We start from the raw sequence: 24,745 nt of genomic DNA, 5'->3' as shown, positions 1-24,745 counted from the left end.
GAGCCGGGATGGCCGGGTGTAGGCGATCTCGACGTTGTCGGCGGCGCCAGTTCGTAGGCCGGTCCCGATTGGCCCACGTACTGGTGCGCCCGCACCGTGCTGGGCTCTCAGCGCTGCGCGACGTAGTACACGTTGAGGATGTCGCCCTCGACCCGCTGGGTGTCGATCCGGCTGAAGCCTGCCTCGCCGAGCATCCGCAGGGCGGTCTGCTCACCCCAGACGGTGCCCAGGCCCTCGCCGCCCTCGCTGAGCGAGACGCTCATACAGTAGAAGGTTGAGAAGGTGTAGAGCGCGGGCCCGAGCGGGTGTTCGAGGTTCTCCTCCAAACGACTGGAGGCGGAGATGTCGCCCATCAGGAAGACGCCGTCGTCCTTCAGCGCGCCGGCGACGGCCGCGAGGGTGCGGGCGGGCCGGGCCAGGTCGTGGATGACGTCGAAGGCGGTGATCAGGTCGTAGGAGCCGGTCAGCTCGGCGCAGTCGCCGACCCGGAAGTCGGTGTTGGTCAGGCCGAGTTCGGCGGCCTCGGCGCGACCGGCCGCGACGCCGTCCTCGGACATGTCGAGCCCGTGGAAGCGGCTGGCGGGGAAGGCCTTGGCCAGGACGTTGACGGCGTGGCCCTGGCCGGTGCCGATGTCCAGCGCGTCGATGCCTGCCCGCAGGCGCTCGGTGAGGCCGGGCACCAGCGCGACGATGCCGTCCACCAGGGCCAGGTCGTAGACCTCCCCGGACTCCTCCGCCTGCAGGGCCTGGAAGCGCGGGTACGCCGAGTACGGCACACCGTCTCCGGTGCGGAAGGCTTCGAGCACCCGCTGCTCGACCTCCCCGCACATGCCGATGTCCTGGGCGATCCGTGCCAGGTTGTCCGGCCCGGCCGACCTGGTGAGCGCCGCGGCGTGCTCGGGTGGCAAGTGGTAGGTGGCCTGCTCGGGCTGGTAGTCGACGAAGCCGCCGACCACCATCGCGCCCAGCCACTCGCGGACGTAGCGCTCGTCCAGCCCGGCGGACCGTGCGATCTCCGCGCTGGTGGCCGGCGCCATGGCGGACATCGTGTCGAACACCCGCTCTCGTGGCCCAGGCCCGTCATCAGGCACAGGCACGCGTCGTTCAGCACCTGGATCATGCGGCCGCCGAACTCCTCAGCCTTCACCGCGTCCAGTTCTGCGACAGACATCGCTCCTCCTCCCGCCATCGGGCCGCGACGAAGGAGACGAGAGGTGCGGCCGACCGCACTCGTGCGGCGGCTCGATGAGACGGCGACGGAATCTCTTCTTCCTCGCCACGCTACGCCGCCCGGTGAAGCTACCGCACTGCCGAAGCGTCACCGGCGACGATGCGGCAGCGGCGTCTCAGCGGTTGCCGAGCGCGGCTTCCTCCCGGTCGAGGTCGTGCTGCAGGCTCCTGCGCGTGGCGTCGCTGATCCGGTGCTCGTCGTACAGGCGGTGCAGCTCCGTGCTCTGGACGGCGATCACCTCGTGCCGCAGCTCGCGGTAGGTGGCCTCCATGGTGCTGCCGTCCGGGCTTTCGATGCTGTGGTCGAGCCGGGCGTTCAGGGCGCGCCGGACGCGGTCGATGACCGGCTCGGGCATCGTCTCCAGGGAGGCGAGGTCGTCGACATGGGCGAGCGCGGCACGGTTGATGGCGTCGCGGGCATCCGCCTCCTCGCGGGCGGTGTGCTCGGGTTCCAGGGCCAGCCCGGAGCGGTTGACCACGGCCGCCAGGCTCAGTCCCTGGACGACCAGGGTGAACACCACGACCGCCGTGGTGAGGACCAGCACCAGGGCACGTCCGGGCAGCGGGCTGCCGCCGTTCGCCACGAGGGGGATCGACAGGGCGGCGGCCAGCGGCATCACGCCGCGGGTGCCTGCCCAGGTCACCACCCCCGCCACCCGCCAGGACATCCGGCCGCGGGAGGGCTTCACCGCCCGGGTCAGCGGCAAGGTCGACAGCACGCGGACGGCGATCAGCACGGCTGCCAGGGTCAGGGCCTGTAGCGGCCACCAGCCGGTGCCCTTGGGCAGGTCGCGCACCAGCGCGGGCAGCTCCAGGCCGACGATGCTGAACACGACGCTCTCCAGCAGGAACACCACGACCGCGTACACGGCATGCAGTTGGAGGCGGATGTGGGCGTCGGTGAGACGGCGCCCGGAGCGCCCGAGCAGGACGCCGGCGACGACGACCGAGGTGATGCCAGAGGTGTGCGCGGACTCCGCCAGCACGTAGGCCGCGTACGGGGTGACCAGGGCGATCACGGTCTCCAGCACCGGGTCGGTGGTGCGGCGGCGGATCAGCCACACCAGGCCCGCGACCGCCGCGCCGATGATGCTGCCGCCACCTCCGAGCAGCAGGAACTCCGCGCCTGCCGCGGGCAGGCTCACCGCAGCCCCGGTGGCCACCGCGATGCCGACGGCGACCTTGAACAGCACCAGCGAGGTCGCGTCGTTGAACAGGCTCTCCGCCTGCACGAGGACCTGGACCCGCCCCGGCAGCGCGAGCCGGCGGCCCAGCGCGGTGACGGCCACCGGGTCGGTGGAGGCGAGCACGGCGCCGAGGACGAACGCCATCGCGGGCGGCAGACCGGTCACCGCGACCGCCACGAAGCCCACCGCCGCAGCCGAGGCGAAGACCAGGCCGAACGCGAGGATCGTGACCGGCTTCCAGACCGTGCGCAGGTCGCGCAGCGAGAGCTCCTCGGCGGAGGCGTACAGCAGTGGGGGCAGCACGACCAGCGCGATCGTCTGCGGCGGGATGTGCAGCGCGGGCACGCCGGGTATCAGTGCCACGGCGAGGCCGGCGAGGACCAGCAGTGATGGGGCGGGGATGCGCCAGCGGCGGGCGAAGGTGGCCACGGCGGTGGCCAGGACCACCAGGAAGAGGACGATTCCCACGGCGCGCATCTGCGAAAGACCCCATCACGACGAGCGGGGTCGCTGCCGCCTGATCGCTGCAGTCGTCCCCCGAGCCGACCAGACTTCCCGGCACACCATGAATAATTTTATCGGGATTTTATCAGGGGAGGCGTGGGGCGGCGTATCGGCGGCGCAGTCGGCAGCTCTCGGTGGGCGAGGCGGTCGCCCGAGCGCATCGGATGGAACGCGTTCGGGAGGCGTGCTGGAGCGCGCCTCCGGACCGGCTGCGAGGAGGGCGGATGCTGCCCGATTCGAACGGGTGTGTGTAACGGCTTCCGCTGGCCCCACCTGTCCAGGTTCGTGTGGCCCCACCTGTGCGTTCGACGGCGGGAACGACATCCCAGCTCCAGGTGCTTCTTTGACCTCGAACACAGCAGACGGGTGGGGCCAACTGAGCCCGTACGAGGTGGGGCCAAACCAACCCGTTACAGACAAACGGGCGGCCCAGGATCGTTCGGCGGGCGATGCTGTCCGCTGTGGAGCCGCGGCAGTGGTCGGCTCGTTTTCGGCAGGCGTGCTGTCGGCGCACCGCGGCTCCGGTCCTGCGCGTGACCACCCGCGACAGGCGGCCCCCGCCCGCAACAGTGGAGCGCGGATCCTGACGCTTTTTTGACGCCACGCTAGCGGTTTCTTGACGTACAGTTACCGCTCGGTGTGCCGGGAAGTCTGGTCGGCGACGTGCTCTGTCGTACCCGTTTCCGGAAAGGCCTCCGACGTGACCGCCGCCAAGACCACCTCTCCCGCTAGTGTCCAGCCCGCTGTGGCCGGCCGGGGACCGCGCCGCTCCGTGCTGTTCTTCGCGTTCGCCTTCGCGGTGATCGCCGATCCGGTCTCCTCGGTCGCTTACGCGATCGAGGCGGCGCTGCGTGCGCTGCACGGTGACCTTGCGCTGCTGCTTCCCACGATGGCTCTGGTGATCGGCCTGGTGGTGCTGGTGACGGCGAACTACTGGCAGCTGGTGCGGCGCTTCCCCAAGGGTGGCGGTGCGGCCGCTGCGGCGGGGCGCGCGTTCGGTGCGCGGTGGACGTTCCTGCCGATCGGCGCGTTGGTGGTGGACTTCGTCCTGACCATCGGGATCTCGATCGCGGCCGCGTCCAGTGCGGCCATCGCCCTGTTCCCGGGACTGGCGCCGGTACGGATACCGCTGGCACTGGGGCTACTGGTGGTCGTGGCGGGGCTGACCTGGTTCGGCCACGGCGGGCGACTGCTGTTTGCCGGGATGACGGTCCTCTTCGTGGTGGTCTCCGTCGCGGTTCTGGTTCTGGGCTTCAACTCCCCTCACGCCCTGGGCGCGGCGCCGACCAGCACGGCACCCGGGCATTCGGCCGCCCTGGCGGTGGTACTGGCGTTCCCGGTCGCGATGGCACTGGCCACCGGCATCGAAGCGCCGTCCACGGCGATCGCCCAGCTCGGCCAGCTCGACGACACCCACCGGCGCCGCTTCGGGCGCGGCACGCTCGCGCTGCTGCTGGTGATCGTCGGCGGCCTCACGCTGGCGCTGACCGCGCTGGCGGTGCGCCTGCACGTCGGTCTGCCGGGCACCGACTCCACCCAGATCGCGGACATCGCGCACGCCGCCGCCGGGCCGGGCTGGCTCTACGGGGCGTTCCAGCTGACGAGCTCGCTGCTGCTGCTGGCCGCGGCCAGTTCCTCCTTCCAGGCCGGCCCCGGGCTGCTGAAGGCGCTGGCCGGAACGAGCACCAATCCGGGTGTGCTGCCTCCCGTGCTGGGCCGGGTGAACAAGCACCACACCCCGTACTGGTCGGTGGTGGTGTACCTGGGCGCAGCGGCGGTGATCATCGTGGCGGCGGCCGGCAAGGAGCAGGAGCTGGTGCTGTTCTACGCGGTCTCGGTGTTCGTGAGCTTCCTGGTGGGCCTGCTGGCGATGGCCCGCTTCGCCCGTACCGAGCGCAAGCCCGCGCTCGCGGCCGTCAACGCCCTCGCGGCGGCGGCGGTCGCGTTCACCCTGCTGGTCAACCTGCTGCGCGGCTGGCCGATGCTCTCGCTGGCGGCGACCGTATTGATCGGCGCCGTCTTGTACGGGCTGTGGGTGCGGGCGGGCAGCCCGAGCGGCATCGAGGATGTGGAGCGGCAGGCCGAGGCCGGATGAGTTGCCGGGTGGGCGCCGGGACGGTGTGGTGCTGACCTTCGCCGCACGCAGACGCGACCTCACGTGGGCGGTGGCGCTCGAGTACGCCACCGTGCTCTGGCTGGCGGCCGGCATCAGCCTGCTGATCCCGGCGGCCAGCGCCTCGCGGGCACCGATGACCGCCGGGCTGGGCATCGACGCGTTCGCCGGAATCCTTGCCTCGTCGGCGGCGCTGAGGGCGCTGCACGCCGCTGACCGTGACGGCCGGCGGCGTGCGTTGGGGCTGGTGCTCGCTGCACTGGCCGCTGCGGCCGGTGGTGTGCTGCTGCCGGGGGCGGCCGTCCTCGACGCGGGCCTCGGGCATGCCGGTCTGGGGCCGACTCGCGGATGGGCGATAGCCTCCGCAGTGGTGATGCTTCTGTTGGCCCTGGGCAAGGCGCGGTTCGGGCGCCGACTGGCGAACACGGCTCTCACGGCGGACGGTCGGCTGGCCGTGGTGCACGCGCTGGTAGCGCTCGGCGTGGTGCTCGCCTCGACCGGTTCCCTGCGCGCTTGGTGGTGGGTTGCGGCCGCGCTGGGCTGTGTGTGCTGTCTGTGGACGGGGCTTGGCACTGCACGGGACCTGCGCAGGACGTGATCGCTCCGAGCGGTGAGAGCCTGGTGCCTGCCCTTGTGAGTGAGACGGGGCTGTCTCGTGGCAAGGACAGGGGCGAGGGTTGGGCCGACCCGGTGGTGAGGACCTTCGGGCCTTCCGCCGCCGGACGCGTGACGGCGAGAGCGGGGAGGGCGTCGGATGCGCGGGCGCGGTGCCGGCGGCTGAGCCGGCGGGTCGCAGATGCCGTGGTTCACCGCGTCAGCGGAAGACACCGGTGTGGCCGAGGGAGTAGCGGCCGGGCTGGGGGTAGACGCACAGGCCGTGGGGGCCGGCGCCGACCTTGATGCGGGCCAGGAGGTGGCCGTCGGCGGTGGAGATGGCGTAGACCTCGGCGTTGTAGCGGCCGCTGAGCCACAGCACGTTGCCGTCGGCCGAGACGCCGCCCATGTCGGGGCTGCCTCCGTCGGGCAGTTGCCACTTGGCGCTCAGGTGGCCGGTGGCGAAGTCGAGGAGGGAGATGGAGCCTTCGCCGCGGTTGGAGATGTAGAGGCTCTTGGAGTCGCGGCTGACGTAGAGGCCGTGGGCGCCCTTGCCGGTGGGCAACAGGGTGGGTGGGGCGAAGGTGTCGCCGTTGAGGATCCAGACGCCGTCGGCCTTCATGTCGGCGATGTACCAGGTGCGTCCGTCGGGGGAGATCTTGACGTCCTGGGGCATGGCGCCGTCGAGGGGGATCTTCTGCTGGGCGGTGACGGTCATGGCGGCGGTGTCGACCTTGAGGAGGTCGCCGGAGAACTCGCAGGAGACGATGAAGTAGCGGCCGTCGGGCGAGAAGTCGGCGTGGTTGACGCCGGCGCAGTCGACCGGGACCGCTTTGACGACGGCCATGGTGTGGGCGTCGCGGAAGACCAGCTGGTGGTCGGCGGAGGCCATGACGACGGCGTACTTGCCGTCGGGGGTGAAGTAGAGGTTGTAGGGGTCGTGCACGTCGACAGGAGCGCCGGGCTTGCCGGTGGCGGGGTCGATGGGGGTGAGGGTGTTGCCGAGGTCGTTGTTGACCCACAGGGTCTTCAAGTCCCAGGAGGGGACGACGTGCTGGGGTTGGTGGTCGACGTGGAGAGTGTCGAGGACCTGGTAGGTGGCGGGGTCGATGACGGTGACGGTGTCGGACTCGGTGTTCGGTACGTAGACCCGGGAGGGGAACCGGCGGACGGTATCGGCCAGTTGGCCGGGGCGGTCGGCGGCGTACAGGTCGTGCGGGTCCAGCGGCGGTGGCATGCCCGGCAGCAGGTTGGGGTCGGTTGATGGCGATGCGGCAGCGGGCCGGGCGGCATTGGCCGGCGCGGGCGCGGCGCTGGTCTGGGCTGTCGTGGCCGAGGGAGTGGAGCAGGCTGTGGGTAGCAGGAGGCAGGTGGGGGCGAGCAGGAGGGCGAGTGCGGTCAGGAGGGTCCGGCGGGCAGGACGGTGAGTGGGCATCAGGTGAGGAGCTCCGACATCGTGACGGGTTGGAGGGAGCGGGCGCGGAGGCCGTCGAGGATCGCGGGCAGCGCGGTCACGGTGCCCGGGTGTCCGAGGTGCAGGCTGACCACCGAGCCGGGCCGGACCGCGTCCAGCACCGTGCGGGTGACGGCTTCGGGGCCGGGGTCGGTGGAGTCGAGAGAGTCCAGGCCGTAGCCCAGGCAGTGCCCGTAGCCGGCGAGGCGGGCCTGGGCGGCCACCATGGGGGTGCAGTCCTTCGCCTGGGAGGGGCGGAACCAGCGGCCGGGTGAGCCGGTCAGGCGTGTGAGGCGGTCGGCGCAGTCGGTGATCTCGGCGAGGGCGCGATCTGCGGGCAGGGCGGAGATGTCGAGGTGGTGCATGGTGTGGTTGCCCAGTTCGTGGCCGCCGTCGAGGATCCGCCGGGCAGTGCGGGGCTGGTCGTCCAGCCATGCGCCCACCGCCAGGACCGTGATCCGTGCACCTGCCGACTCGGCCTCGCGCAGCAGCGCGGTCGCGAGATCTGCGTCGCCCTGACCGTGGAAGGTCAGGGCGACGCGGGGCGAGCCGACGGGGCCCGAGCTGATCTGGAACGGGGCGGCTGAGCCGGTGCTGGACGCGCTGCTGGCGATTCCGAAGCTTGGCGTCGACGAGGCGCTGGCGGCTGGCGTGCTGCCGCGGGCAGTTGCGAGCCCGGAGCGGGAGTGGGAGGCGCACGCGCTGCCGGTCGGCCCGAGGATGGCGGCTGCGGCCAGCGTCCGCAGCAGGGACCGGCGTGCGAGGCCTGTCACGGCCCGTGCTCCGTATCCGAACGCGGAAGGTCGTCCGGCGGGATCGTCCGGCGGCGCGGCAGGCGACTGCGCACGCCCCTCCGGCGGCGGGCGCATCGCGCTGCGCCCGCCGCGGCCGGCCCGAGGAGCGTCGGCATGGTCCCCGGCGGTGGGCATGGCGGGGCGGAGCTGTGCGGGCGATACCCGCAATGCAATCTTTGCACAGTGCAACAGTATCCGCCGCGAGTCCGGCGGCCGAACTCGCCACGCGGGGCATCAGCCCACTGGTGGTCGGGCTCGGGAAGCGCGCGGCCTCGGGTCGGCGGTGGCGGACGTCCAGTATTCTTTGCATAATGCAATGAGATCTGGGAGTACTCGTGCCGACCTCCCGCGTCCGCCCCACGTACCCGGAGTGTGCCGTGCAGCCACCGAACTCGGACGATCCGCGCCACGCCCGTTTCATTCGCGACTGCCTTTCCACGGGTATACCGCTGGCCGAGGCGCAGGCGATGCTTGCCGCTCACCAGCGGCGCGACGTCACCCACCCGGCGCTGTCCGGGGTCGAAGACGCAGGCCAGGGCGAGGAGTTGTGACCCTGCCCGCCCGAGCATGCTGAACGGAGGGCCCTGATGCCCCGAAGGATCGCTCCCGCGCCCGCTCCGACCGGACTTCGCCGCCACCTGCTCCGCGCGCCGATCCGCCTGTACCGCTGGCACCTGGGGTGGCTCCTGGGCGCGCGCTTCCTGCTGCTCACCCATGTCGGCCGGGTCAGCGGCCAGCCACGCCACGTCGTCCTGGAAGTCGTGGGCCGCGACGCCCAGACCGGCGCCTATCACCTCGCCTCCGGCTTCGGCCCACGCTCGGACTGGTACCGCAACATCCGGCAGCACGCAGGCGTGGAGGTCCAGGTCGGCCGGCACCGGCTGAGCGGCTATGCACGCCCCATGACCCGCGAGCAGTCGGGCCGCGCGATGGCCGTCTACGCGCTGCGCCGCCCGAGGGCCGCCCGCCGCCTGATGGCGTTCTGCGGGCTTGAGGTGGACGGGACTTCGCAGGACTACTTCCTCGTGGGCCGGGACCACATCCCGTTCGTCGCCGTCCACCCCGCCGCGCTGGGGGCGCCACTGTCCCGCGGCACTCAACTCGCCGGATGAAGGCCGCCACCTGCCGGTGCCACGAGGACCGGGCAGTACGCACGGTGCAGGACATCGCTGCTGACCGATCCGCTGCGCAGACGCGGGATCCCGTTGCGCCCGTGGGAGCCGACGAGAAGGCGGGCGTGTCGGCTCGCCGCCACCAGCACGGCTCTGAGACTGTGTGCTCGACCCGCACGGTGGCGGGCAGGTCGCGGTAGCGGGCCCGCAGGGAGCCGATGCGCAGTTCGAGAGCTTGGTGCTCTGCGTCGACCACGTCGGCGCGGGTGGACCGTACGGCGGGCGCCAGGCCGGGGGTGAGCAACTGCGGGTGGCGGTCGGCGTGGAGGATGTCCAGCTCGGCGCCGTGCAGGGCCGCCTCGGCGAAGGCCAGGTGGAGTACGGGCTCCCCCGGCTCGGTGGCCCCCACGCCCGCAACCACGGGACCCGCCGCGTTCGAAGCCGCGAGGGCGGGCCGGACCACGAGAACGGGGCAGGGTGCGGCCGGCCAGGCGCAGGGCAACCGAGCCGATCCGGACACGGGTCGGGCCGAGCTTGACGTGGTGGCCACGACGGTCAACAGAGCGTCCTACGAGCGCGAGACGAGCGACCGCACGATCTGTCCGTCACCCCGCAGCTGCCGTACCGGGATGTTGGGGAACTCGTGGGACAGAACCCGGGCGCAGGGCACGGTCACGGCGTGGGCGGCCGACTGCGCGGTCGCGGTCGCGGTGGCCACAGCCGGTACCGGCCGGTCGACCACGTGCAGCAGTCGTACGCCTGCGGCTCGCGGCTCGGCTTCGCGGGCGGCGCGGCACACCAGTGGGTGCAGTCGTGTCGGCCGTCGATGCCGACCAGTGGGGGGCTGGTGTCCGCGGCGCTGTAGGTCACCCGTTGTCGATCCTGCTTTCCCGGGCCTTTGTCACCGGGTGCCCGGTCGCCTGGGGCAAGCCCTGTTCACTTACCCATTGACCGGTGAAGCAGGATCGTCCCGAAGCCGCTCGCGGATCTCCGCTGCTTCCGCTGTCCGCCCGACACTCTCCAGTCCACTGGCCAAGTTCGCCTCAACTACTTGCAGCTTCTCAAGGAAAGCACCGGGGTCGCCGGCCGCCAGGCGGCGGTAGACCTCGGCCGACTGCGCTGCGGCCTCCAGTGCTTCGTCGGGCCGTCCGGCTTGCCACAGGCCGATGGCGAGGTCGCTCAGATAGCCCGCGAGAGTGGGTTCGTAGGTCCCGGGGTCGGCGGCGGCCAGCCGCCGGTGCCTGGCGACGAGCTCCGCTGCCGCCTCCACCAGGTCGGGCCACTGCTCCATCGAGTGGTGCAGGAAGCCGAGGTTGGCGAGGGCGGTGATGAGCAGGGGCTCGCGGCCCGGCTGGCTGGACACCACCGACCGGTGGATCAGGACAGCCTCCTCCAGGGCCGCCCGCGCCTCCTCTCGGCGTCCCGCTTTGAACAGCTCACCGCCGAGGTTGCCCAGCGCCGTCGCGAGGCCCTTCTCGTGCACACGCCCGTGGCGCTCGACCGCCACCCGGCCGAGCGCCACGGCCTCCTGGGTAGCGGCGAGCGCCTCCTGCGGGCGGGCAGCATGTGACAGGGCGACCCCGTGGTTCAAGACCGCGTTCGCCAGAGCGGGCTCGTGAGCCAACGGGTCTGCGGCGACCAGCCGCCGGCTGAGCGCCACGGCCTCCTCGCTCACGGCCAGCGCCTCCTGAAGGCGTCCCGCTGGGAGGAGCATGTGCACCAGGTTGCCCAGCACCAGGGCGAGCTCGGGCTCGTGTGCCGCAGGGTTGCCGTCCGCCAGCCGCCGGTGCACCGATACGGCCTCCTCGGCGGTCGGCAGTCCGCCTCCCACCTCGGCCAGGGTGCCCAGCGCCTGGGCGAGCTGGGGCTCGTGGAGCAGGTCGGCCTCGGCCAACCGCCGGTAGCGTGCCACGGACTCCTCGCCGGCCGCCAGCGCCTCGGCCCCGCGGCCGACCGCCCGCAGGTAACTTGCGAGGTTGTTCAGCGCCATGGCGAGGTCCGGCTCGTGGGCTTGCTCGTTGCCGGCCACCAGGCGCCGCCATCGGGATACGGCCTCCTCGGTCACTGCCAGCGCCTCGGCCGAGCGCCCCGCCTGCACGCGGGCCGCACCGAGGTTGACCAGCGCCGTGGCGAGGTCCGGTTCATAGGCCGGCGCGTTGTCCGCGGCCAGCGCCCGCCACAGGGCGACGGACTCCTCGCCGACGGCCAGCGCCTCGGCCGGGCGACCGCCATCCAGCAGGTGCTTGACGAGATTGACCAGGACTTTGGCAAGGTCGGGCTGATGGGCCAGGGGGTTGCCGGCGGCCAACTCCCGGTAGAGAGCGGTGGCTTCCTCGGTGGTGTCGAGTGCCTCGGTCCGACGCCCCGCGCGCGCCAGCAGCGTCCCGAACGTGATCAACGCCTCGGCCAGGCCCGGCTGGTGAGCCTGCGGGTTGGCGGCCGCCAGTCGGCGCCGGATGGCAACGGACTCCTCGCTCATCGTCCGGTCGCCCATCGCCGCGCCGAGATTGTTCAGCGCCTGGGCGAGCCCGGGCTCGTACCTTCGAGGGTTGACCTCGACCAGCCGCCGGAAGATCTGCACCGCCTCTTCGGCCGGTCGCCGGGCCTCGTCCCGGTCTCCCAGCTGCCCTGCGAGGTTGGTCAGCTCCCTGGCCAAGTCGGGGTCGTAGGCCTGTGGGTTGCCGGCGGTCTGCCCCCGCCGCAGCTCGATGGCCTCCGTTGTGGCCTGCCGTGCCTCCTGCCGCCGCCCCACTTCGGCGAGTTGGACGCCCAGGTTGCCGAGCGCCAGAGCGAGCAGCGGCCCGTGCAGCTGTGGATCGGCGGCGGCCAACCGCCGTCCGAGGGCGACCGCCTCCTCGGTCGGCTCCAGTGCCTCGCACCGTAGGCCCGTCTTGGACCGCATAGAACCCAGGTTGGTCAGGGTCGTGACGAAGTCCTTCTCATGGGACGGGTCGAAGGCGGCCAGCCGCCGGTAGACGGGTGCGGCCTCCTCGGCTGCCGCCAGGGCCTCGCTGGGTCGTCCCTCGTCCGCCAGCCGGGCCCCGAGGTTCGCCAGCGACCTCGCGTAGTCGGCCTCGTACGCCTGTGGGTCGGCGGCGGCCAACCGCCGATGGATCGCCAGCGCCTGCCTGGTCGCCTCGAGCGCCTCCTCGCCGAGCCCCAGATCGGAGAGGCAGAGTCCGAGTTGACTGAGCGCATCGGCGAGGGCGGGCTCATGAGCCGACGGGTCGCCGTCCGCCAGGTCGCGCAGTACGGCGACCGCCTCGCGGCTCGCCGTCACGGCCTCCTCGCTCAGCATGGCCCAGGAAAGGCGCTTGGCGAGCAGGTCGAGGATGCGCGCGCGACCAGCCGGATCCTCGGTGGTGGCCAGGTAGTGGGTCGCGGTGCGGCGGACGATGGCAGCCGCGGCGACGTCCAGATCGGTGTGCTGGGACTTCGGGAGTAGTTCCTCGATCGCGTCCAGGACATCGATGTCGACACCGTCGAGACTCGCCAGCGCGGTGAGCGCGGCCCCGCCGGCCTGGAGGGCGAGCTCGGGATGAGCGGTGAGCAGCGGGTAGAGGTAGCCGCTGGCGACCTCGGGCCAGCGGCGCGCGGTCTCGATCAGTACTGTCAGCGTGCTGCGGATCCATGGTGCCGGGTCGTCGGGGTCCGGGCTGCTGAGCAGCAGCCGAACCGCCCGAGCGGCCCATTCGTCAGGGGAGGCGTTCGTCTGCTGGTGGCCGACGATGGCCAGACCGAGGAAGTCCTCACCGAGACGGTCCGGCTGCAACGGCTCCAACACCGTCGAGGCGTCACGCGGTGGATAGCAGTACCTGTGATCGCTGATGATCTGCTGGGCCATGGCGTTGGAATCGGCCAGGTCGGTCCGCCGCATGGCGGCGTACGCGTCGTCGATCACCTGCGGGCGGGTGAGAGTGACGACGAACACGGCGTGCCCCATACGCTCCGGGCCGGTGGTCAGCGGTTCCGGCGTGCGCCGGTGCAGCTTGGTCCAGTGCAGCAGTTCGCGGTCGAGGAGGTAGGCGGAGGTCCGGATCGGGTCACCGGGCACCTCCTCGCCGCGCATCTCGGCGTCGACGGCGGCCAGCGCGGCGGCGTGGATCGTCAGGACCTGTGCGTAGTCCTTGCCGTGGTCAAGGTCCGGGGGCGGTGCGATGCCCCGTGCCCGGTCCTCCGGCAGTCCGAGTTCCCTGGCGAAGCACACGCACGCCTCGGTGAACAACGCGGCTCTCGACGTCGGTTCGCCGGCCAGCGGTGGTAACTGCCACTCGTCGGTGGCCACCTCCAGCTCGTTGGCGATCGACGTCTTCAGGGCCCGCCACCAGAGGTCGGCCGGGCGCGCGAGCAGCAGCACCCGAACCGGTCCGCTGCTCTCGTAGCCGAGGGCGTCCTCCAGCAGGTCGTCCAGCGCGGTGGCGGACCAGCGTTCGGCGTAGTCCACCACCAGGAGGGTTCCCCGTCCGGACGGAAGGGCCGAGGTCTCCGGCTGCCGCCCCCGCTTGGCGCGCGCGACCGCTTGCAGGACCACCCACCCGGCCGCGCGGCTGAGCTCGGCGAAATGTGCGGCCAAGCGGGTCTTGCCCTGCCCACCGGGCCCGTGCAGCAACCGCACCGTCATGACCGGGCCCGTCGGATCGTCGCGCCACCGGGTGAGGCTGTCCAGGTCATCCTGACGGCCGGTGAACGTCACCACCTGGTGCCAGGACGTGAGCAGTTGGGAGGGCTGCCCGGCCAACTCTCCGTATTTCACCGGGCGAGGCTGCTGCGGGAAGTCCTCGATCCGGTAGCCGGGCCGCCACTGGTACACGTTGATCGTGCCGCCGCCCTGCGTGGCGAAGACACTTTGGCCGGTGTTGGTCTGCTGGTAGCTGCTCACGGCCGCTGCCCGGGCGGCGCCTGGTGCACGTTGATCGTGCCACCGCCCTGCGTGGCGTTGACCTGGCCGCCGTTCTCAGCGCTGTTGTTCTGCACCCAGTTCTGCGCGTTCTGCGGCAGTTCCTTGCTCAGCGCCTCCATCAGAGCCCGCAACTCGGCTTCGGCCTCGGGGTGCTCGCGCAGCAGTGTCGCCAGTCGTCGCCGCCACGAACCCACCAGATCCTGGCGGGCCGCATCGCGGTCCTCCTCCCGTGCCACCTCGGCAGCATCGTCGTCCAGCCTGGCCTCGATGGCCGCCGGATCCTGCCCCCGACGGCGGAACAACTGGACGATACCGGTCCGGGCGGCCTCCCACGCTCCGGTCGCCATCGCCGACACGATGGTCGTCGCCCCGGCCATGGCCAGGCTGGCCAGCTCCTGCTCCATCCCAACGCCCCCTCTAAGCACTGATGCACCAACTTGCCATTCATACATTTAATCTGATCAACCATCACGCATTCACGGCCCGGCACTATCGGGCTGCTAGCGGGGCCGTGCTTGCCCCAATGGCGTTGCCTTTGGCCCCGAGTCCTCGGGGCCTCGTGCTTGACGGGGCGCCATCACCGCCATCACCTAGACCCAGGTTGTCGGCAGTCGCACCGTCAGCACTCCGCCGCCGGGTGGGCCGCGACCGGGACCACCAGACGTTGTCCGACGTCAATGCGAGTGGTGTCGAGGAAATTGATGGCCTGCAGTTTCGTGACCGTCGTCCGGTAGCGGCAGGCGAGCAGACTCAAGCTGTCGCCCTGTTTGACGACGATCGCTGATCATCACGGACGAGGTTACAAGCACCTCGTCTTCGCCACTGGCCACCACCCCATCGCCGCCCTTCCCGGCATGCGCGAGCGCACCGTCTCGATCTCCTTGGCCGGCAAGACCTTGTCCTTCATGGGTTGGAAGGTTGGTTGTCGGACTGCCCCACCAGTCGGGTGCCCCTAGCGGCCCGGGTCGAACATCGCTGCCCGGGGAGCACTGGTTCTCGCTGGTGCTCCTGTCGGCCCGTGGTCACGCGTCGGCGGGCGGCGTGTGCGGTGGCGTGGGGCGGTGGAGGGCGGCGAGGAGGGACTGATGGGTGATCCAGCCGGTCAGGTGGGTGTGGGTGGGGTCGAGGACGGGCAGGCCGGCGCCGTCGGTGTCGACCAGGGCTTCCAGGGCGGTGGACAGGTCGCTGTCGGCGGTGATGAGTGCGGGCCGGTGGGTGATGGCGACGACGGTGGAGGTGTCCGCGGTGCCGGCGGCCAGGGCCTCGGCGGCGCGGCGCGCGGTGGCGGTGCCCAGGTAGTTGCCGTCCTCGGTGAGGACGGGCAGCACGCCGTGTGGGGAGGCGGCGAGCACGTCGACGGCCTTGGCCAGTGGCATGGTCTCGTCCACGGTGTCGGGCAGGGGTTCCATGACGGTGGCGACGGTGAGGCCGGCGAAGGGTGTGCCTGGGGTGGGTGCGTCGAGGTCGATGCCGCGGCGGCGCAGCTTGAGGCTGTAGATGGTGTCCCGGGACAGGGCTCGGCTGGTCAGGGTGGCGAGCACGATGGCGGTCATCAGCGGCAGGATGATCGTGTATTCGCCGGTGAGTTCGAACAGGATGATGACGGCGGTGATGGGGGCGCGGGCGGCGCCCGCGAAGACCGCTCCCATGCCGATCAGGCCGTAGGCGCCGACGGGCCCGGCGACGCCTGGGGCAAGGTGCTGGGTGGTGGCGCCGAAGGCGGCGCCGAGCATGGCCCCCATGAACAGCGAGGGGGCGAAGACGCCGCCGGACCCGCCGATGCCGATGGTCAGGCTGGTCGCGGCGATCTTCCCGATGAGGAGCAGGAGCAGGAAGCCGATGGCGTACTTGCCGTTGACGGCGTTCTCCAGCACGGGGTAGCCGACGCCGTACATCTGCGGCAGCACCAGCAGGAGCAGGCCGAGGAAGAGGCCGCCGACGGCGGGGCGGGCCCATTCGGGTCCGCGCCAGGCCCAGTCGCAGGCGTCCTCGATCCAGTACAGGATGCGGGTGAAGCCGACGCCGACCGCTCCGGCGAGCACGCCGAGGAGGGCGAAGAGCAGGTACTGGGACAGGTGGTGGACGCCGAAGGCGGGCAGTTGGAGGAAGGGGGTGTTGCCGAAGGCGGCGCGTCCGATGACGGAGGCGACCACGGAGGCGAGGACCACCATGCCGAAGGCCTCGGCGGTGAAGTCGCGCAGGATCAGCTCCATCGCGAAGAACACTCCGGCCAGTGGCGCGTTGAAGGTTGCCGCGATACCGCCGGCCGCGCCGCAGGCGACCAGGACCCGCATCCGGTCCTCGGCGACCCGCACGAGCCGGCCCAGGGTCGAGCCGAGGGCGGAGCCGATCTGCACGATCGGCCCTTCGCGGCCGACCGAGCCGCCGCCGCCGATGGTCAGCGCCGAGGCGAGGGACTTCACGAGGGCGACCTGCGGGGCGATCCGCCCGCCGCGGCGGGCGACGGCGTACATCACCTCGGGCACGCCGTGCCCGCGGGCCTCGCGGGCGAACCGCTGCACCAGCGGCCCGTACAGCAGCCCGGCGACCACCGGCGCCAGCACCACGAACCACATGCCGAGCCAGGGCACGTGCGGGTTGGCGGCGTGCCCGGCGGCGGAGTAGTCGGCGTGGCCGGACAGCAACATGGTGAACGTCTTGATCAGCCAGCGGAAGACGATCGCGCCGCCGCCGGCGCCGGCACCGACGACAAGGGCCAGGACCAGCAGGCCGCTCTTGGTCTCGCGCAGGGCGCTCGGAGCGTCGGCCAGGCCGCGGCGAACGCGCGGTCCGAGGGAGGCGGACGGCGCGGGGGATGAGGGTGTCGCTTCGGCTCCAGTCACCTTTGCATTATGCAAAACATATCGTCGGACTGTGCAAAGGTCTCTCTGGTTGAGACGCTCGCAGTGGGGAGAAGCGGGCTGGGCTGCCTGTGCTCCTGAGTGCCGGCGCTCTGTTGCGCATGCCGGCGCGGGTAGGAAGCAGGCGGAACCTTGCCCTAGTCCTTTGCATGATGCAAGAGTAGAGGTGGATCGCAGGTTGGAGGAGGGGTGCGTGGCGCAACAGGGGCAGGGCCGCCAGCCGCTGCTTGCCGCGCTGCCATTCGCGGTGATGGTGCTGGTGGCGAGCGTGGACGTGCTGGCCGGACCGGATGTCGGCTACCTCGCACTGTTCTCGCTGGGCCCGGCGTTCGCCTGCGTGACGGGCTCGGTGCGCCGGGCCGTGCTCGTCGGTGCCGTCGCGTTCGTCCTGTGTGTGAACGTGGCCTGGTACGACACACTCCTGACGACGCGTCGGGCAGTGGTCGCGCTGGCCGCCGTGGTGGGCGCGACCGCCGCCGCGCTGGCGGCAGCGGTGCGTCGGCGCCACGAGCGGGAGCTCGCCGACGTGCGTTCGGTCGCCGAAGCCGCGCAACGAGTGCTGCTGCGCCCGGTGCCTCGCACGGCGGGCCGGATGCGGGTGGCGGTCTCCTACACCTCCGCCGCCGCGGAGGCCCGGATCGGCGGGGACCTGTACGAGGTGGTGCCGGCTGCCGCCGGCGGCGCGCGGGTGATCGTCGGGGACGTGCAGGGCAAGGGCCTTGACGCGGTGGAGACCGCGGCACTGGTCCTGGGTGCATTCCGGGAGGCGGCCCCGGACGAGCAGTACCTCGATGCGGTGGGCCGGCGCCTCGAGCGGGCCCTCAACCGCCGCCTGGACGGCGAGGAGTTCGTCACCGCGGTCCTGGCCGAGGTGGACGCCGACCACACCGTCACCCTGCTCAACTACGGCCACCCGGCACCGCTGTTGATCGGCGCCGACGGGACGGTCCGGCTCGCCGAACCGGACGTCGCCGCCCCGCCGCTGGGCCTGGCGAGCCTGGGCCCGGCCGGCCCCGAGGCCCACACGGTCGACCTGCGTCCGGGCGACCAGATGCTGCTCTACACCGACGGTGTCGCCGAGGCGCGCAACAGCCGAGGAGAGTTCTACCCGCTGGTCGACCGCGCGTTCCTGCTCGACCACGAGGACCCCGAGCGGGCGCTGGAGGCCCTGCGCCAGGACCTCGTCAGCCACGCCGGCGGGCCGTCGAACGACGACGCCGCCATGCTCCTGCTGCGCTACCGGGACGAGCCCGACGGGCCGTCGCAGTGATGGGGGTGCGCCGTTCGGCGGGCGCGGGCGGCGGGTGGTCGACCGTGTCCCGCACCGGTCACAGGCCATCCACCGGAGCGAAGACGCGATGACGTGAAGAACGCCGCTATTTCGTCACCATCTTCTGCGAACAGGGCCGTTGGCACGACAGGTGCTCGGCACGGAGGGACGGCAGTGAGCAACGTGTTCGACCAGGAGCTGCGTGAGAAGCTCCACGAGGCCCGCAGATTGCGCGACGACGCTCGCAGCGCGAATGACGAGGACGGCGCCCAGGCCTATGCCGGACGGGTGGCCCTCCTGCTGCGGATCGCGGAGCAGCACGGTGTCGTGGTCGAGCGCTGCGAGGCGGCGGTCGACGTGGACTGAGGTGTCGGGTTCGCCGTGCCACGCGGAGGTGGAGTTCCCTCACGGGCGGGGGCACCCGGCACCGCTCCGGGGGACGGCGCCGTTGCGGGGCGGGCTGCGTCCGGTGCGCGAACTGCTCGCGAAGATCAAGATCGAGTGTGGGCCCCGACCAGAAGGAGACACCGAGTTGCGCTTCGAGATCACCGCCTACGACGACAGCGGTGCCCGGATCCGTTGCGAGACCGGCGACGAGGCGAGGGTGCGCGAGCTGATCGACGAGGCGGCCGGCGCAGGCTGGCGACTGCACATCCGCCCCAGCCCGGTCGACAGCTCCGCTCCGTGCGAGAAGGAGACCGGCCGGTGAGCGAGGCCGCCGACGACGGGAAGGGCACGCAGCGGCCCTGGCAATGATCACGGTCGCCCTGGGCCGTCGAAACGACGGTCCGCTCCGTGCGGGGGTTCATCCATCGCCTGCCTCGCACCGGGCGGGGGCGGCAGCAGGGGCGGAGTGGCCGGCGTGCCCGATGGCGGGTTTCTCCTGGTCGCCGATCCCGTCAGGAGGGCCGCGACCCGCGCCTGTGTGGTGAGCGCGAGGCGTCTGGCCGCTGCGTGGGTCGCGCGCATGCGCAGGGCGTCGACGAGTGGGATCCCGGCGGCGTCGGCTGCTTCCAGGAAGCGCTCGCACTGCGGGTCGTGGAACGGCTGCTGGCTGGGCAAGGTGCTTGTCCCTCGTGCGGGTTCCGGGGCCCGGTTCTCCGGTCGGTCATTTGCGCTGACGCGGCATGGCGCCAAGCGGCGGCCGTTGCCCGGCCGACAGGGCCTGGGTGCCGCAGCAGTCCGCGTCCGTCGCGGGGCGGCAGTCGGCGAGAGCGTCGGCCGCGCTGGCGTAGGTCTGGAACACGCGGTCGGTGCCGAAGGCGCTCAGGGCCGTGCGGGCGTTGCTCGCCGGTGCCGGAAGGACCAGGCGGAGCTCTCCGCCGCGGGCGGCCATCTGGCGGCGTGTGGCGACCAGGACCGCGAAGCCGCCGGAGTCGCAGAAGTCCAGACCGCCCAGGTCGACGACGAGCTGTCGGCAGCCGTCCCAGATCAGCCGGAGCAGCCGCTCGCGGAGGGCGGAGACAGCGGTGAGGTCGAGGGTCCCGCCGATGTGGATCAGGGTCCATCCGTGGCGCTGGCCGTAGGTGACGTGCGCGGTGCTCAGGGCGGTGCCTTTCGCCGCCTGTGGCCGGCTCCCGACGCAGCGGGGGCGCCGGCCACAGGAGTGTGGGAGGTGGACCGCCGCGCGGATTCGGTGTTTGACGGTCGCCGGGCTGGGCAGCCGCCGGTGTCGGAAGCCGACTCCGGCGGCCGTCGGCAGGCCTGGAGAACCTGGCGACGGCCGAGCGCCGGAGCCCCCTCCCGAGGGCGGGGGAGATGCCCGGGGGAAGGTGTTGTGCCCCGCAGCGGGCGCCGGGACAGCCGCTCGCGAACGAGGTGGCCGTGTCCGGCGCGGTGGACACCGACGAGACCATTGCATTATGCAAAGAAATCTGACGATGCGCCAGTCTTGGGCGTGAAAGGGGGCGTGCGAGGCTTGTGGCAGCCCTTGGGTGCGCCTGGAGTCGACCTGCTGGTCGGCTCTGCGGGAGCCTGCGGCGGGTCCGCCGGACAGCCTGTGCCGTCGCGGCTGGCTTCGTACTTCGTGGGTGACTGAATCAGCTGGTTCGGGGCCCGCAGGGGTGTCTGTTGGAGCCGTGGCGGCGTGACGAAGTCTTCCCGGTCCCCGCGGCCACGGTCGGTGCGTCGGCGCATGGAGTGCGCAGTCAGTGCCGTGGTGGAGAAGCGCCTGGGCGCTCTGCCTGTCGGTGCCGAGTTTCCGCGCAGGCTGGATGTGGCCGGGACCGTCGACCGGTGGTGCCCGGGCCGGGACACCGCTCATCTGACAGGGTGCATCCCGACCTCAATCGCGGACCGTGCCGTAAGGGCGGGAGGCGCGACGCGGCTTCTCCGTGCTCCGGGAACCCGTCCTGCAAAGGGGTGTTGGGCAAGATCCAAGCGCGTCGCGAGGCATCCGCAGGCAGCGCTGGGTTGCCTCAGGCACCACAAGGGCCTCGTAGCCCATCCGGCGTGGGGCCTTCGTCATGATGCGCCCGCACAATCGCGGTGACAGGGAAGCGAAGTGGTGCCCGGACGGTGCAACCGGGCCCCACCTCGCTACCGGGCGTCGCCGGCTCGCGGCTCCGGGGGCAGTCGAGCATTACCTGCTCTCGGTGCGGTGTGGCCGGCCGCGGCCGCTGGAGCGGGACCCAGGTTCAGACCCCGATGAGGCTGTCGTGCGACGAGCGAACGTACACCGCCCAGGTCAGCACGGCACACAGCGCGTAGAAGGCGATGAAGGCGATGTAGGCCGCGTCGCCGGTGCCGGTCGACAGGAACGACTGACGGAACGCGATCTGCACCAGGACGCCGCCGAAGGCACCGACTGCTCCGGCGACCCCGACCAGGGCGCTGGCCAGCTTTCGGGCCTGGAAGCTCTCCTGTTTGGCGTCGGCGCCCTCGCTGAGCCGGGTGACGGCCCGGGCGTGGAAGATCGCCGGGATCATCTTGTACACCGATCCGTTCCCGACGCCCGTCAGTGCGAACAGCACGGTGAACGCCAGCACGAACAGTGGTACCGACTTGGCGTGGGAGGTCGCCAGTACGGCCCCGGACACCAGCGTCATCGCGACGAAGTTCCACATTGTCACCGTTGAGCCGCGGAAGCGGTCGGCCAGTGCTCCGCCGACCGGGCGGATCAGCGATCCGACGAAGGCCCCCAACCAGACCACGTAGATCGGGTGCGCGACACCGGACGCGGCCAGTACCTGGCCGAAGGCGAAGCCGAAGCCGATGAACGAGCCGAAGGTGCCGATGTAGAGGAAGGAGATGATCCAGGTGTGCCGGTGGCGGGCGACTTCGCGCAATGCGCCGGAGTCGTTGGTCGCCTCGGTGAGATTGTCCATCCGCGTCCACGCCGTTGCGGTGACCACGAGGACCAAGGGGATGTAGATGTACAGCAGGACGCGGGGATCGGTGGCCGCGCCGAAGGCTGCGATGATCAATGCGCCGGCGATCTGCACGGTGGCGACGCCGATGTTGCCGCCGCCCGCGTTGAGTCCGAGCGCGCGGCCCTTGAGCCGCTGCGGGTAGAAGTTGTTGATGTTGGCCATCGACGAGGCGAAGTTGCCGCCACCGACCCCGGCGAGCGCGGTGACGACCAGCAGGGTGTCCAGGGACACCCCTGGCTTGAGCAGGACGAGTGCGAGCACCGAGGGGATCAGCAGCAGCCCGGCGGAGATGACCGTCCAGTTGCGGCCGCCGAATTTGGCGATCGCGAAGGTGTAGGGAAGTCGTACGAACGAGCCCAGCGCCGCCGGAGTGGTCGTCAGCAGGAACTTGTCGCTCACGCTGAAGCCGTAGGTCTTCTGGGGCATGAACAGCACCAGGACCGACCAGATGGTCCACACAGAGAAGCCGATGTGCTCGGAGAGGATCGAGAAGATCAGGTTGCGGCGCGCGGTCCGGGAACCGACGGTCTCCCAGAACTGCTGGTCCTCCGGCAGCCAGCGGTCGATCCACCGATGCGGTCGGCGCTGCAGGAGCTCGTCGTCGGAAGCCTGCTCAGTCAGCTGTCCGGATGTGGTCGCGTTTGTGTCGGTCGCCATGAGGGTGTCCTTTCGCCGGGCGGTCGAATGCCTTCCGGCGCCAGCACGCTAGGCGGACCGTGTTAACCGGCCGCCCACCTCCACTACGCGGCCTGTAACGAGGTCCTAACACCGCCGGCGGGACACTGTGAGGTGGCCGTTTCGCCACCTCGACATGACGGATCCATGTCGGCGATCGTCATGCGCCTCACAGCGGCCACGGTGTCTTCCGTTACTGAATTCCCCGGACTGGCGAGCAGCTCGGCATTCCAGCAGATGAAGCTCGGGTGCCCACCGCTGGTGTGCTCACACGTCTGGTCCCAGACCGTGTGCAGGGCGGCGACCTCGGCAGGGTGTTCATCCAGGCCGTTGGGCTGACCTCGCTACTGGCGGGTGCGGTAGGCGTGCATGGTCAGCGGCCCGAAGAAGGTGACCAGGGTGGCCGAGGCGAGCAGTACGGTGCCGACCTGTCCGAGGGTGGCTGTGCCTGCCATTGCGTCCCGCACCGTGGTGACCAGGTGGGTCACGGGGTTGGCGTCGACGAGGGCGTGCAGCCAGCCGGGCATGGTGTGCGGGGCGACGAAGGTGTTGCTGGCCGGGGTGAGCGGGAACAGCACGACCATGGCCAGGCTCATGATGGCGGAGCTAGCGACGGTCGGCGGGACCGGAGCTCCCGTTGCCCCGATCCCGTTGCCCGGACTCGGACTCGGACTCGGGCTCCGGTGCGGGGTCGGGCGTCGCATGGAGCAGCAGGTGGTCCAGCCCGGCCTGTCGCATGGCGGACCGGGCCTGGGGTGGGGCGCCGAGGACGACGACGGCGACTCCTTGGGTGCGTGCGGCTGCGACGGCGGACAGCAGAGCGGACGCGCCGGCCGGGCTGAGGTGTCCCACTTCGGACATGTCGACCTCCAGGGTGCCGTTCGGGGCCGTCGATGAATTAGTGGGTTGCTTACGGTAGTTGGGCTCGTTGATGTGGCATGGGGCGCTTTGATGGATCGGTGGAGTCGTTACGGGCGAAGTTCGAGGCGGTGACGCCGCATTTGAACGAGCGGCAGCGCCGGATCCTGTACGCGGCGGAGGCCCGGCAGTTCGGGCACGGCGGGATTGCCGCGGTGGCACAGGCTGCGGGCGTCTCGAAAGGCCGCGTCAGCCGTGGCCTGGCCGAACTCGATGCGGGCGAGGGACCGGACGGGCGGGTACGGCGGTCGGGTGCGGGCCGCCCGGCCCTGGCGGACAGGGACCCAGGTTTGGTGCCGGCCTTGCTGGCGCTGGTCGAGGACAGCACACAGGGCGATCCGATGAAGCCCCTGACGTGGACGACGAAGTCGTTGCGCCGCCTCGCGGATGAACTCGCCGCCCAGGGCAGGAAGGTGGGCCGCGACACTGTCGCGGCCCTGCTGAAAGGGGCCGGGTTCAGCCTGCGCGGCAACGCGCGGGTGCTGGCCGGCAGCCACCACCCAGACCGGGACGCGCAGTTCCAGCATCTCAACTCCACGGTGGCCGAGTTCCTCCAGGCCGGTGATCCGGTGATCAGCGTGGACACCAAGAAGAAGGAGCAGATCGGACTCTTCGCCCGGCCCGGACGCGAGTGGGCCCCGCCGGGCGCCCCGGTCAAGGTCCTCGACCACGACTTCCCCTCCCACGCCACGGGCACAGCGATCCCCTACGGCATCTACGACCTGGGCCGCAATACCGGGTTCGTCGTGGTGGGCACCGATCACGACACCGCCGCGTTCGCCGTCTCCAGCCTGCGCCGCTGGTGGACCGAGGAAGGGCGGCCCGCCTATCCACAGGCAAGACGCCTGCTGATCACCGCGGACGGCGGCGGCTCCAACAGCTCCCGCGCCAAGGCGTGGAAGGCCAACCTCGCCGTTCTCGCCACCGAGACCGGCCTGGAGATCAGCGTGTGCCACCTACCTCCGGGGACTTCGAAGTGGAACCGGGTCGAGCACCGCCTGTTCTCCTTCATCTCCCTCAACTGGCGTTCCCACCCGCTGACCAGCTACGAGACCGCCCTGAACCTCATCTCGGCGACCACCACCCGCACCGGACTGACCGTGACCGCCCGCCTGGACACCGGCAGCTACCCCACCGGCATCGAGATCAGCGAACAACACGCGTCCGCCCTCACGATCCGCCCGGAAGACTTCCACGGGGAGTGGAACTACACGATCCCGCCCCAGCCCGGCATCCCCGACGTCCCGCTCCACCCGCCCGGCCCCAGATCCCACCCCCGGCACGCGCACACCTTCGGCGCGACCCTGGCCACCCACCCCCTGCTGACCGGCATCGAGCGCCATGACCTGGACGAACTCACCGTCAGCGTCCGCGACCGGTTGGACGCCCTGCCGCCCAAGGAGCGGCCCCGGCACCGCAAGATGACCACAGAGAACATCATCTGGGCCGCCATCCTCGACCAGCGCGGCCTGTCCCGCTCGCTGACCGCTTACCTCTTCCGCGTCGGGGAGAACCAGATCAGAGCCCTGATCAAGCAGGTCCGCCCCATCCTGGAAGACCTGGGACACCACCCGGAACCGATCCCCGCCCGCCTGATCGACCCCAGCGACCTCGCGAACTACGTCATGCACGCGACAGCCGCAGACCGCGAGGACAAATCAACCCACTAATTCATCGACGGCCCCTCGCGTGCCGCATGGCCGCCCGCAGCTGGTGTGCGATGCGGTCCCCGTTGCGGCTGTCGATCTGGCCGGCCAGTCGGA

The 24,745-nt window shown here is 71.2% G+C and carries 21 protein-coding genes and 1 pseudogene; 9 read left to right on the top strand and 13 right to left on the bottom strand.

The window, feature by feature from the left end:
* Positions 1-107 precede the first annotated feature (107 nt).
* Both BR98_RS09135 and BR98_RS09130 read right to left on the bottom strand, forming a co-directional pair.
* Positions 108-1,037, bottom strand: a complete 930-nt coding sequence (locus tag BR98_RS09135; protein ID WP_232247300.1) for a class I SAM-dependent methyltransferase — start codon at positions 1,035-1,037, stop codon at positions 108-110.
* 309 nt (positions 1,038-1,346) lie between these two features.
* On the bottom strand, positions 1,347-2,894 hold the full coding sequence (locus BR98_RS09130; RefSeq protein WP_035841616.1) for a Na+/H+ antiporter: 1,548 nt from the start codon (positions 2,892-2,894) through the stop codon (positions 1,347-1,349).
* A gap of 799 nt (positions 2,895-3,693) precedes the next feature.
* Between BR98_RS09130 and BR98_RS09125 the strand changes: the two genes are divergently transcribed.
* Both BR98_RS09125 and BR98_RS39125 read left to right on the top strand, forming a co-directional pair.
* Positions 3,694-5,016 carry an APC family permease gene (locus tag BR98_RS09125; protein ID WP_035841614.1) on the top strand — a complete coding sequence of 441 codons (1,323 nt, stop codon included), beginning with the start codon at positions 3,694-3,696 and terminating at the stop codon, positions 5,014-5,016.
* A 28-nt stretch (positions 5,017-5,044) separates the two neighbouring features.
* Positions 5,045-5,632, top strand: coding sequence for a hypothetical protein (locus tag BR98_RS39125; RefSeq protein WP_157537540.1), 588 nt, complete (start codon positions 5,045-5,047; stop codon positions 5,630-5,632).
* Positions 5,633-5,848: 216 nt separating this feature from the next.
* On the opposite strand, the gene BR98_RS09115 is transcribed toward BR98_RS39125, so the two are convergent.
* Positions 5,849-7,063, bottom strand: coding sequence for a YncE family protein (locus BR98_RS09115; protein WP_035841612.1), 1,215 nt, complete (start codon positions 7,061-7,063; stop codon positions 5,849-5,851).
* A complete protein-coding gene (locus tag BR98_RS09110; RefSeq protein WP_035841610.1) occupies positions 7,063-7,854 on the bottom strand; it encodes a polysaccharide deacetylase family protein in 792 nt (263 codons plus the stop codon). The genes BR98_RS09115 and BR98_RS09110 overlap by 1 nt, the downstream gene beginning before the upstream one ends.
* Before the next feature lie 398 nt (positions 7,855-8,252).
* Here BR98_RS09110 and BR98_RS09105 point away from each other — a divergent pair, with 398 nt between their 5' ends.
* Entirely contained in the window at positions 8,253-8,426 is a 174-nt protein-coding gene (locus BR98_RS09105; RefSeq protein WP_157537538.1) for a hypothetical protein, read from the top strand.
* 36 nt (positions 8,427-8,462) lie between these two features.
* Entirely contained in the window at positions 8,463-8,987 is a 525-nt protein-coding gene (locus BR98_RS09100; RefSeq protein ID WP_051969486.1) for a nitroreductase family deazaflavin-dependent oxidoreductase, read from the top strand.
* Here the strand turns inward: BR98_RS09100 and BR98_RS42500 are convergent.
* From BR98_RS42500 to BR98_RS09085, 4 genes are all read right to left on the bottom strand, one after another.
* Positions 8,972-9,463 carry a universal stress protein gene (locus BR98_RS42500; RefSeq protein ID WP_407639441.1) on the bottom strand — a complete coding sequence of 164 codons (492 nt, stop codon included), beginning with the start codon at positions 9,461-9,463 and terminating at the stop codon, positions 8,972-8,974. The genes BR98_RS09100 and BR98_RS42500 overlap by 16 nt on opposite strands.
* A gap of 92 nt (positions 9,464-9,555) precedes the next feature.
* A complete protein-coding gene (locus tag BR98_RS39115; RefSeq protein WP_157537535.1) occupies positions 9,556-9,705 on the bottom strand; it encodes a hypothetical protein in 150 nt (49 codons plus the stop codon).
* Positions 9,706-9,927: 222 nt separating this feature from the next.
* On the bottom strand, positions 9,928-13,866 hold the full coding sequence (locus BR98_RS09090; protein WP_051969485.1) for a tetratricopeptide repeat protein: 3,939 nt from the start codon (positions 13,864-13,866) through the stop codon (positions 9,928-9,930).
* Positions 13,863-14,291 carry a hypothetical protein gene (locus BR98_RS09085; protein ID WP_051969484.1) on the bottom strand — a complete coding sequence of 143 codons (429 nt, stop codon included), beginning with the start codon at positions 14,289-14,291 and terminating at the stop codon, positions 13,863-13,865. The genes BR98_RS09090 and BR98_RS09085 overlap by 4 nt, the downstream gene beginning before the upstream one ends.
* 376 nt (positions 14,292-14,667) lie before the next feature.
* On the opposite strand from BR98_RS09085, the pseudogene BR98_RS41035 reads away from it, so the two are divergent.
* Positions 14,668-14,822 (top strand): annotated as a pseudogene (locus tag BR98_RS41035) (aminotransferase); the annotation flags it as partial.
* Between the two features lie 87 nt (positions 14,823-14,909).
* Here BR98_RS41035 and BR98_RS09080 read toward each other — a convergent pair.
* Complete coding sequence (locus BR98_RS09080; RefSeq protein WP_035843738.1) at positions 14,910-16,613, bottom strand: chloride channel protein; 1,704 nt, start codon at positions 16,611-16,613, stop codon at positions 14,910-14,912.
* Positions 16,614-16,998: 385 nt separating this feature from the next.
* Here BR98_RS09080 and BR98_RS09075 point away from each other — a divergent pair, with 385 nt between their 5' ends.
* The 3 genes from BR98_RS09075 to BR98_RS39110 all read left to right on the top strand — a co-directional run bounded on the left by BR98_RS09075 (position 16,999) and on the right by BR98_RS39110 (position 18,727).
* The gene (locus tag BR98_RS09075; RefSeq protein WP_051969636.1) at positions 16,999-18,018 is read left to right on the top strand and encodes a PP2C family protein-serine/threonine phosphatase; all 1,020 of its coding nucleotides are present in this window, start codon (positions 16,999-17,001) and stop codon (positions 18,016-18,018) included.
* 174 nt (positions 18,019-18,192) lie between these two features.
* Positions 18,193-18,384, top strand: coding sequence for a hypothetical protein (locus BR98_RS09070; RefSeq protein WP_035841601.1), 192 nt, complete (start codon positions 18,193-18,195; stop codon positions 18,382-18,384).
* A gap of 166 nt (positions 18,385-18,550) precedes the next feature.
* Positions 18,551-18,727, top strand: a complete 177-nt coding sequence (locus tag BR98_RS39110; RefSeq protein ID WP_157537533.1) for a hypothetical protein — start codon at positions 18,551-18,553, stop codon at positions 18,725-18,727.
* 399 nt (positions 18,728-19,126) lie between these two features.
* On the opposite strand, the gene BR98_RS37695 is transcribed toward BR98_RS39110, so the two are convergent.
* The 4 genes from BR98_RS37695 to BR98_RS09050 all read right to left on the bottom strand — a co-directional run bounded on the left by BR98_RS37695 (position 19,127) and on the right by BR98_RS09050 (position 22,937).
* Positions 19,127-19,879, bottom strand: coding sequence for an STAS domain-containing protein (locus BR98_RS37695; RefSeq protein WP_198042148.1), 753 nt, complete (start codon positions 19,877-19,879; stop codon positions 19,127-19,129).
* A gap of 775 nt (positions 19,880-20,654) precedes the next feature.
* The gene (locus BR98_RS09060; protein ID WP_035841597.1) at positions 20,655-22,046 is read right to left on the bottom strand and encodes a nitrate/nitrite transporter; all 1,392 of its coding nucleotides are present in this window, start codon (positions 22,044-22,046) and stop codon (positions 20,655-20,657) included.
* 362 nt (positions 22,047-22,408) lie between these two features.
* Positions 22,409-22,660: an ABC transporter permease gene (locus BR98_RS09055; RefSeq protein WP_232247299.1), complete on the bottom strand. Its 252-nt coding sequence runs from the start codon at positions 22,658-22,660 to the stop codon at positions 22,409-22,411.
* Between the two features lie 10 nt (positions 22,661-22,670).
* The gene (locus tag BR98_RS09050) at positions 22,671-22,937 is read right to left on the bottom strand and encodes an STAS domain-containing protein (protein ID WP_267886056.1); all 267 of its coding nucleotides are present in this window, start codon (positions 22,935-22,937) and stop codon (positions 22,671-22,673) included.
* Between the two features lie 65 nt (positions 22,938-23,002).
* Here BR98_RS09050 and BR98_RS09045 point away from each other — a divergent pair, with 65 nt between their 5' ends.
* Positions 23,003-24,652: an ISAzo13 family transposase gene (locus BR98_RS09045; protein ID WP_407639401.1), complete on the top strand. Its 1,650-nt coding sequence runs from the start codon at positions 23,003-23,005 to the stop codon at positions 24,650-24,652.
* Positions 24,653-24,745: the final 93 nt, after the last annotated feature.

The organism is Kitasatospora azatica KCTC 9699 (assembly GCF_000744785.1).
Taxonomy (GTDB): domain Bacteria; phylum Actinomycetota; class Actinomycetes; order Streptomycetales; family Streptomycetaceae; genus Kitasatospora; species Kitasatospora azatica.
The sequence above is the reverse complement of the archived record's forward strand: the minus strand, read 5'-3'. Positions and strand labels throughout refer to the sequence as shown.

Coding starts and splice junctions, on each gene's coding strand:
- BR98_RS09135 (WP_232247300.1), bottom strand. CDS start 1,037: ATGGCGCCGGCCACCAGCGCGGAGATCGCACGGTCCGCCGGGCTGGAC.
- BR98_RS37695 (WP_198042148.1), bottom strand. CDS start 19,879: ATGCAATGGTCTCGTCGGTGTCCACCGCGCCGGACACGGCCACCTCGT.
- BR98_RS09045 (WP_407639401.1), top strand. CDS start 23,003: ATGGGGCGCTTTGATGGATCGGTGGAGTCGTTACGGGCGAAGTTCGAG.
- BR98_RS09100 (WP_051969486.1), top strand. CDS start 8,463: ATGCCCCGAAGGATCGCTCCCGCGCCCGCTCCGACCGGACTTCGCCGC.
- BR98_RS09075 (WP_051969636.1), top strand. CDS start 16,999: ATGGTGCTGGTGGCGAGCGTGGACGTGCTGGCCGGACCGGATGTCGGC.
- BR98_RS09115 (WP_035841612.1), bottom strand. CDS start 7,063: ATGCCCACTCACCGTCCTGCCCGCCGGACCCTCCTGACCGCACTCGCC.
- BR98_RS09130 (WP_035841616.1), bottom strand. CDS start 2,894: ATGCGCGCCGTGGGAATCGTCCTCTTCCTGGTGGTCCTGGCCACCGCC.
- BR98_RS09085 (WP_051969484.1), bottom strand. CDS start 14,291: ATGGAGCAGGAGCTGGCCAGCCTGGCCATGGCCGGGGCGACGACCATC.
- BR98_RS09055 (WP_232247299.1), bottom strand. CDS start 22,660: ATGAGCCTGGCCATGGTCGTGCTGTTCCCGCTCACCCCGGCCAGCAAC.
- BR98_RS09060 (WP_035841597.1), bottom strand. CDS start 22,046: ATGGCGACCGACACAAACGCGACCACATCCGGACAGCTGACTGAGCAG.